Source organism: Streptomyces glaucescens, assembly GCF_002154375.1.
Lineage (GTDB): Bacteria > Actinomycetota > Actinomycetes > Streptomycetales > Streptomycetaceae > Streptomyces > Streptomyces glaucescens.
On sequence record NZ_MUND01000762.1, the window covers coordinates 1 to 8,369 of the forward strand.

Genomic DNA, 8,369 nt, shown 5'->3' on the forward strand with positions numbered 1-8,369 from the left:
GGTGCTGCGGGAGGCGGGAGCGCGCCGCATCGCGGTGCTCTCCGCGGGCGATCCGTTGCCCGCGGGCGCGCTGGTGGTGCGCGTGGGCACGGAACGGGCGCGCGCCGGCGACCGGCGGGCGCTCCCCGCGGGCGGCTACCGGCTCGTCACCGGCCCGGACGGCGTCACCCTCTCCGGCACGGGCGAGGACGGCCTGTTCCACGCCGTCCAGACGCTGCGGCAGCTGGTGCGGCCCGGCGGCACGATCGCGGGCGTGGAGATCCGCGACTGGCCCGGCACCGCCGTGCGCGGCACCGCGGAGGGCTTCTACGGCACCCCCTGGACGCATCGCCGGCGGCTGGCGCAGCTGGACTTCATGGGCCGCACCAAGCAGAACCGCTACCTGTACGCCCCGGGCGACGACCTGTACCGGCAGGCCCGCTGGCAGGAGCCCTACCCGGCCGCGCGCCGGGCCGAGTTCCGGGAGCTGGCGGAGCGGGCGCGCCGCAACCATGTGACGCTGGGCTGGGCGGTGGCACCGGGCCAGGCGATGTGCTTCGCGTCGGACGCGGACGTACGGGCGCTGGCCCGGAAGCTGGACGCGATGTGGGCGCTGGGCTTCCGGGCGTTCCAGCTCCAGTTCCAGGACGTCAGCTACAGCGAGTGGCACTGCGAGGCGGACGCGGACCGGTTCGGGTCGGGCCCCGAGGCGGCGGCGCGGGCCCACGCGCGCGTGACGAACGCGGTCGCCCGGCACCTGGCGGAGCGTCACCCGGGCGCGGAGGCCCTGACGGTGATGCCGACCGAGTACTACCAGGAGGGCACCACCGCGTACCGCGAGGCGCTGGCGGGCGCGCTGGACCCGGAGGTGGCGGTGGCGTGGACCGGCGTCGGAGTCGTCCCGCGGACCATCACCGGCCGGGAACTGGCCACCGCGCGGGACGTGTTCCGCCACCCGCTGGTCACCATGGACAACTACCCGGTCAACGACTACGCGCCCGGGCGGGTCTTCCTCGGCCCGTACATCGGCCGCGAACCGGCCGTCGCGACCGGCTCGGCGGCGCTCCTCGCCAACGCCATGGAGCAGGCCACGGCGTCCCGCATCCCGCTGTTCACGGCCGCCGACTACGCCTGGAACCCGCGCGCCTACCGCCCCCAGGAGTCCTGGCGGGCCGCGATCGACGACCTGGCGGGCGGCGACGAGGGCCGTGCGGCGGCGCTGACGGCCCTCGCCGGGAACGACGCGTCCTCGGTGCTGGGCGGCGAGGAGTCGGCGTATCTGCGCCCCCTGATGGCGGAGTTCTGGCGCACGCGCGCGGGGAACGGCGAGAACGGCGCGGGCGAGGGGAGCGCGGAGAGCGCCGAGCGGCGGCTGCGGGCCGCGTTCGCGGTGCTGCGCGACACCCCGGACCGGCTGCACGGCACCGCCCTGGCCGGCGAGGTCGCTCCCTGGACCGGACAGCTGGCCCGGTACGGCGAGGCGGGCCTGACCGCGCTGGACATGCTGCGCGCCCAGCGCGCGGGCGACCCGGCGGCGGCCTGGACGGCGTACCGCGCCCTCGGCGGGCTGCGGTCCCGGCTCGCCGCCTCCCGGGTGACGGTCGGCGAAGGGGTGCTCGACCCGTTCCTGGCGCGGGCGCAGCGGGCCTACGAGGCGTGGGCGGGCCTGGACACCGAGCCGGGCGCGCGTCCGGGCGGCCCCGCCGACGGCCGCACGGTGCGTTTCCCGCGCGCCCGCGCGCTGACCGCGGTGACGGTGCTGACGGAGCCGGGCACCGGCGGGACGGTCGAGGCGCGGGTGCCCGGCGGGGGCTGGCGCCCGATCGGCACCCTGGACGCGTCCGGCGCCACGGAGCTGACGGTCCGCCTGCGCGCCGACGCCGTGCGGGTCACCGGCCCGGCGCCGTCGCGCGTACGGCATCTGGTGCCCTGGTACGCCGACACGCCCGCCGCGTCGCTGACGACGGAGCGCGACGAGGTGGACGCGGACCTCGGCGGCACCCTGCGGATCGGGGTGCGGCTGGCCTCCCTGCGGCCGGCGGAGGCGCGCGGGCGGCTCACCGCCGAGGCGCCGAAGGGCATCGCCGTACGGGTCCCGGCGGGTGTCCTGGCCGTCCCGCGCGGGACGTCGGTCCAGGTGCCGGTCCAGGTGCGCGTCCCGCGCGGGGCGCCCGCCCGGTCGTACGGGATCACGCTGGCGTTCGGCGGGGTGACCCGCACGCTCACCGTTCGCGCGGTGCCGCCCACCGGCGGACCGGACCTGGCGCGCACCGGCACCGCGCGGTCCTCCGGTGACGAGACACCCGACTTCCCGGCGTCCGCGGCGAACGACGGCGATCCGGCCACCCGCTGGTCGTCGCCGGTGGAGGACGGCGCCTGGTGGCAGGTGGAGCTGGCGGAGCCGGTCCGGCTGGGGCGGGTGGCGCTGCGCTGGCAGGAGGCGTACGCGTCGGCGTACCGCGTGCAGGTCTCGGCGGACGGCCGCCGCTGGCGCACGGCGGCGACCGTGCGCGACGGCCGCGGTGGCCGCGAGGAACTGCGGATGGACGAGCGGGACGTGCGGTACGTGCGCGTGCAGGGCGACAGGCGGGCGACCCGGTACGGCTATTCGCTGTGGTCGGTGGAGGCGTACGCGGTCCGGGAGGACTGAACCCCCGCGGCCCGGACTGAGCCCCGCGGTGCGCGATCGAGCCTCCACGCGGTGCGCGTCGCGAAGTTTTCCGCGGGTCACTATTCACTCAGTACATGTAGCGAGTGCATACTGATCACCATGAGCACCCGCCACATCCTGCTCGGGCTGCTCGCCGCCGGTCCCAGCCACGGCTACGACCTCAAGCGACGGCACGACGAACGCTTCCCGCAGGCCCGCCCGCTGGCCTACGGGCAGGTGTACACGACCCTGCAACGGCTGGTCCGCGACAGGCTCGCCGAGGTCGACGGCACCGACGCCGACGGCGGCCCCGAGCGCACCCTGTACCGCGCCACCGAGGAGGGTGCCGCCGAACTGGCCCGCTGGTCCGCGGAGATCGCCCCGCCCGCGCCCTTCGTCGCCAATGAGATCTTCGCCAAGGTCGTCGTCGCGATCCTGGCCGGCGGCGACCCCGAGCGCTATCTGCGCGAGCAGCGCGCCGCCCACATGGCGCGGATGCGCGACCTCACCGCGGTGAAGACCGCCCCGGGCGCCGACCTGTCGACGGTCCTGTCCGCCGACTACGCCCTCACCCACCTCGACGCCGACCTGCGCTGGATGACGACCACCGCGGCCCGGCTGACGTCCCTGACCGCGGAGGTAGACCACAGATGACGGCCGACAACAGCACGGCACCGCTGCTCGCGGCCCGCGGCCTGGTCAAGGCGCACGGCAGGACGGAGGCCCTGCGCGGCGTCTCGGTCGAGCTGGCGGCCGGCGAGATCCTCGCGGTGACCGGCCCGAGCGGCAGCGGCAAGTCCACCTTGCTCCACTGCCTGGCCGGGATCGTCCGGCCCGACCGGGGCGCGATCACCTACGGCGGCGAGCGCATCGACCAGCTGCCCGAGGCCCGGCTGAGCGAGCTGCGGCGCACCGAGTTCGGTGTGGTCTTCCAGTTCGGGCAGCTGATCCCGGAGCTGACCGCGCTCGACAACGTCGCGCTGCCGCTGCTGCTGGCCGGGCGAGGCCGCACGGAGGCGCGGGCGTCGGCCGGGGAGTGGCTGGAGCGGTTCGGGGTGCGCGGGCAGCAGGAGCTGCGGCCCGGTGAGCTGAGCGGCGGTCAGGCGCAACGGGTCGCGCTGGCCCGGGCCCTGGTGACCGGCCCGGAGGTGGTCTTCGCCGACGAGCCGACGGGCGCCCTGGACTCGCTCGCCGGGGAGCAGGTGATGACCGCGCTGGCGCACGCCGCCCGCGAGTCCGGCACCTCCGTCCTGCTGATCACGCACGACGCGCGGATCGCGGCGTACGCCGACCGCGAGGTGATCCTGCGCGACGGCGCGGAGGTCGCCGAGGGCGCGGACGCGGTGGAGGTGTCCCGGTGAGGAACGATCTGCGGCTGGCCCGGCTGCTGGTGGCCGGCTCCGACCGGCGCGAGTGGTGGCGGATCACCCTGACCGCGATCGGCGCGCTGCTGGCGACCGGGTTCGCGCTGGCCGCCGTGGTCCTGGGAGCGCTGCGCGGCCACCACCCGCTCGGCATCGCCCACGGGCTGTTCGACAACCCGGGTGAGCGGCAGGGCGTGGTGATCAGCCTGCTGCTTCTGCTGGTGCCGGTGTTCGGGTTTCTCGGGCAGTGCGCCCGGATCGGCGCGGTGCACCGGGACCGGCGGCTGGCCGGGCTGCGGCTCGCGGGCGCCACACCCGCGCAGGTGCGGCGGATCGCGGCGGTCGAGGCCGGCCTGACCTGTCTCGCCGGCTCGGCGGTCGCCACCGTCTTCTCGGTGCTGCTGCTGGTGCTGAACTGGAGCGTTCCCTCGGGCTACGCCTGGGCCGGGATCGCCGTCGTGGCGCTCGGGGTGCCGGTGGCGGGCATGCTGGTGAGCGTGCTGGCGCTGCGCCGGGTGGTGGCCTCGCCGCTGGGCTGGGTGCGCCGAGTCCGGCCGCAGACCCGGCCGGGGCCGCTGTTCCTGGTGGCGCTGGTGCTGTTCACCGGGGTGGCCGCTGTGGCGTACGTCTCGATGGCGGACCACCGCGGCCGGGGCGCCGTGCTGTCCGGCCCGCTGCTGGTGTTCGCGGTGCTGCTGGTGACCGGGGCGGCCGCGCTGTGGCTGGTCGGCGCCACCGCCAGGCTCACCGGGCGGCTGCTGGCGGCCCGCACCGGCCGTCCGGCCGTGCTGATCGCGGCGGAGCGGCTGCGCGACGACCCGTGGGCGGCGGCCCGCACCCATGCGGCCGTGCTGCTGGTGACCGCGGTCGCGACGGCGTTCGCGGGCATCCGGCAGGTGCTGCTGGAGGTGCTCGACTCGCAGAAGCACCTGGGCGCGTCCCGCGCCTTCTACACCACCGGCATCGACCTGACGGCCGTCGCGATCGGCGTCGCCCTGGTGATCACCCTCTCGGGGCTGGCCGTCGGCACCGCCGAGTCGCTGGCCACCCGCCGCCGCGGGCTGGCCGCGCAGGTGGCGGCCGGGGTGCCGCGGGCGGTGCTGGGCCGGGCGCTGCTGCTGGAGACCGCTCTGCCCCTGGCGCCCGCGGTGCTGCTCGCGGGCCTCGGCGGGATGGCGGTCGGCACCGGCTACGCGGCGCTCACCGACGACGGCGGCAGCCGGTCGGTGCCCTGGGCGGCGCTGCTGGTCCCGCTCGCCGTCTACGCGGCCTGCCTGCTGGCCGCGGCGACCTCGCTGCCGCTGCTGCGCCGCTCGGTGCGGCCCGGGGAGCTGCGTTACGCCTGACGCGGGCAGGCCGACGGGACCGGGGTGGACGGGGGTCGCCCCGGTCCCGTCGGCAGCGCCTGCGCGCCGCCTGCACGCCCACGCGCCGGTCCGCCTGTGCGCCCCATGCGCCTGTGCGAAAGCCCGGACCGTCAGGCGGAGATGCCGTCGATCCGGGCGAGGGCGTCGTCCGCGCCGAACGGCCGCAGGTACGGCAGCCAGCGCGGATCCCGGTGGCCGGTCCCGATGATGCGCCAGGCCAGACCGGTGGGCGGGGCGGGTTTGTGGCGCAGCCGCCAGCCGATCTCACCGAGGTGGCGGTCGGCCTTCACGTGGTTGCAGCGGCGGCAGGACGCCACCACGTTGTCCCAGACGTGCTTGCCCCCGCGCGAGCGCGGGATGACGTGGTCGACGCTGGTTGCGACGCCACCGCAGTACATGCACCGGCCCCCGTCGCGGGCGAACAGCGCCCGGCGGGTCAGAGGAACGGGCCCCCGGTAGGGAACCCGCACGAATCGCTTCAGCCGGACCACGCTGGGTGCGGGGACTGTGACGGTTGCGCTGTGCAGATGGGCGCCGGACTCCTCGAGGCAGACGGCCTTGTTCTCGAGGACGAGGACGAGCGCGCGGCGGAGCGGTACGACGCCGAGGGGCTCGTACGACGCGTTGAGGACCAGGACATGCGGCACGGATGCCTCCTTGTACGCCGGCGGCGCGTGGCTCGCGCCGGGACGATCTGCAGTCAGTCTCCCCTCATGCCTGGTGAACGCGCCACCATGTCCCGGTAACGGGCTGGGAGTGTTTTCGACCACATCTGATTCATCCCCCAGGCCGGGACCTGTTCAAGCCCAGGTGAGTCCGGTCTCTCCTCCACGAACCGGGCGGGTGCGCACACAATGCCCCGTTAGTGTGGTGGTTCTGCCCGTCCGGTGACCTTTCCGTGACCCGAACCACCCGTGACCCGAACGACTCCGCCGGAGGCAGACCGCTGCACCTGGAGGTATCCGCCGTGTCCCTGTCCGCCGCCCTACCGGCCGCCGGCCCCTCGCCGTCGCCGTCCCCCTCGCAGACGACGGCCCCGACGGTGCCCACGCTCCAGGACGCCCAGGAGAGTGCGAGCAACGCCGCCGGCTGGGTCGAGGAGAACTGGTCCACGTGGCTCGCGATCGGCTTGCAGGTGCTGCTGATCGCGGTGATCGCGGTGGTGCTGAGAATGGCCGTGCGGCGGGCGATCACCAAGCTGATAGACCGGATGAACCGCACCGCGCAGGCGGTGGACGGCACCGCGATCGGCGGCCTGCTGGTGAACGTCGAGCGCCGCCGGCAGCGGTCGCAGGCGATCGGCTCGGTGCTGCGCTCGGTGGCGAGCTTCGTGATCCTCGGCACCGCGGCCCTGATGATCCTCGGCACCTTCCAGATCAACCTCGCGCCGCTGCTGGCGTCGGCGGGTGTCGCGGGTGTGGCGATCGGTTTCGGCGCCCGGAACCTGGTCACGGACTTCCTGTCCGGCGTGTTCATGATCCTGGAGGACCAGTACGGCGTCGGCGACCAGATCGACGTGGGCGTGGCCTCCGGCGAGGTCGTCGAGGTGGGCCTGCGGGTGACCAAGCTGCGCGGCGACAACGGCGAGATCTGGTACGTCCGCAACGGCGAGGTCAAGCGGGTCGGCAACCTCTCCCAGGGCTGGGCCACCGCGGGCGTCGACGTCACCGTCCGCCCCTCGGAGGACCTCGACCACGTCAAGGCGGTCCTCGCCCAGGTCGGCGACACGATGGGCAAGGAAGAGCCCTGGAACGAGATGCTGTGGGGCCCGGTGGAGATCCTGGGCCTGGACAGCCTGCTGCTGGACTCCATGGTCGTGCGGCTGACGGCGAAGACCATGCCGGGCAAGTCCCTCACCATCGAGCGCGAGCTGCGCTGGCGGATCAAGCGGGCCTTCGACGCGGAGGGCATCCGGATCGTCGGCGGCCTGCCGGCCCAGCCCGACGGGGAGGCGGAGAGCGACCCGACGGCGGGCATGGCGCCCCCGTCGGCGTACGCCAGCACGACGTCCCCGCAGTCGGCGGCGGCGTCCCCGCTGACCCCGCCGAGCACGACGAAGTAGCCGTATCGCGGAGGCAGCCGTCCCGCACCCCGAGGGCCCCTTGCGAGGGGCCCTTTCTCTTGAACGGCCCCTTCTCTTGACGGCCCGTTCCGGGCGGGACTAGCTTCCCTCCAGACCGGACAGGAAACCTTCCTAACAATACGGTTCGGCCGGACAGGGAGACCGATGGCAGGCACCCCGCGCGTCCTGCGCGCCATGAACGACCGCGCCGCCCTGGACCTCCTCCTGGAGCACGGCACCCTCTCCCGTACCCGCATCGGCAAGCTCACCGGCCTGTCCAAGCCCACCGCCTCCCAGCTCCTCGCCCGCCTGGAGGCCGCCGGACTCGTCCTCGCGACCGGCACCAGCGAGGGCCGCCCCGGCCCCAACGCCCAGCTCTACGCGCTCAACCCGGCCGCCGCCCACGCCGCCGGCCTCGACGTCACCCCCGAGCGCATCCGCGCCGCCGTCGCCGACATCACCGGCCGCACCGTCGGCACGTACGAGGTCCCCACCCCCGGAAGGCGCGCGGACCGGCCCGTCGTGCGGCAGGTCACCGACGCCCTCGACGGCGCCGTGAAGGCCGCCGGGCTCACCCGCGACGACATCCACCGGCTGGTGATCGGCACCCCCGGCGCCTTCGACCCGAACACCGGCCGCCTGCGGTACGCCTCCCACCTGCCGGGCTGGCACTCCCCCACGCTGCTCGGCGAACTCGCCGCCGCGCTGCCGATGCCGGTCGAGTACGAGAACGACGTCAACCTCGTCGCCGTCGCCGAGCAGCGCCTCGGCGCCGCCCGCGACCACGAGGACTTCGTCCTGCTGTGGAACCAGGAAGGGCTCGGCGCCGCCCTCGTCCTCGGCGGCCGGCTGCACCGCGGCTGGACCGGCGGCGCCGAGCCCTTCCTGGTTCCACAGCAGGACGAAGTCCTCGTGGTCGCGGGCGGCGCCGAGGCGCTGCTCGGCGA

The 8,369-nt window shown here is 75.2% G+C and carries 7 protein-coding genes; 6 read left to right on the forward strand and 1 reads right to left on the reverse strand.

Translation table 11 applies throughout. From position 1 onward, the window contains the following. The 4 genes from CCN42_RS36820 to CCN42_RS36835 all read left to right on the forward strand — a co-directional run. Positions 1 to 2,629, forward strand: a 2,629-nt coding sequence (locus CCN42_RS36820; RefSeq protein ID WP_211294878.1) for a glycoside hydrolase family 84 protein, incomplete at its 5' end; no start/stop codon positions are given. 120 nt (positions 2,630 to 2,749) lie between these two features. After that, positions 2,750 to 3,283 carry a PadR family transcriptional regulator gene (locus CCN42_RS36825; protein WP_086171162.1) on the forward strand — a complete coding sequence of 178 codons (534 nt, stop codon included), beginning with the start codon at positions 2,750 to 2,752 and terminating at the stop codon, positions 3,281 to 3,283. Continuing rightward, the gene (locus CCN42_RS36830) at positions 3,280 to 3,990 is read left to right on the forward strand and encodes an ABC transporter ATP-binding protein (RefSeq protein WP_086741663.1); all 711 of its coding nucleotides are present in this window, start codon (positions 3,280 to 3,282) and stop codon (positions 3,988 to 3,990) included. Before CCN42_RS36825 ends, CCN42_RS36830 begins: the two co-directional genes overlap by 4 nt. Continuing rightward, positions 3,987 to 5,339 (forward strand): FtsX-like permease family protein, encoded by a 1,353-nt coding sequence (locus CCN42_RS36835; protein ID WP_086741664.1) that lies wholly within the window; start codon positions 3,987 to 3,989, stop codon positions 5,337 to 5,339. The genes CCN42_RS36830 and CCN42_RS36835 overlap by 4 nt, the downstream gene beginning before the upstream one ends. Positions 5,340 to 5,470: 131 nt before the next feature. Here CCN42_RS36835 and CCN42_RS36840 read toward each other — a convergent pair whose 3' ends face one another. Further along, on the reverse strand, positions 5,471 to 6,007 hold the full coding sequence (locus CCN42_RS36840; RefSeq protein ID WP_043500926.1) for an HNH endonuclease: 537 nt from the start codon (positions 6,005 to 6,007) through the stop codon (positions 5,471 to 5,473). A gap of 320 nt (positions 6,008 to 6,327) precedes the next feature. Here CCN42_RS36840 and CCN42_RS36845 point away from each other — a divergent pair, with 320 nt between their 5' ends. Both CCN42_RS36845 and CCN42_RS36850 read left to right on the forward strand, forming a co-directional pair. Continuing rightward, positions 6,328 to 7,422, forward strand: coding sequence for a mechanosensitive ion channel family protein (locus CCN42_RS36845; RefSeq protein WP_169731594.1), 1,095 nt, complete (start codon positions 6,328 to 6,330; stop codon positions 7,420 to 7,422). A 165-nt stretch (positions 7,423 to 7,587) separates the two neighbouring features. Continuing rightward, a partial coding sequence (locus CCN42_RS36850; protein ID WP_245877635.1) for an ROK family transcriptional regulator occupies positions 7,588 to 8,369 on the forward strand: 782 nt, incomplete at its 3' end.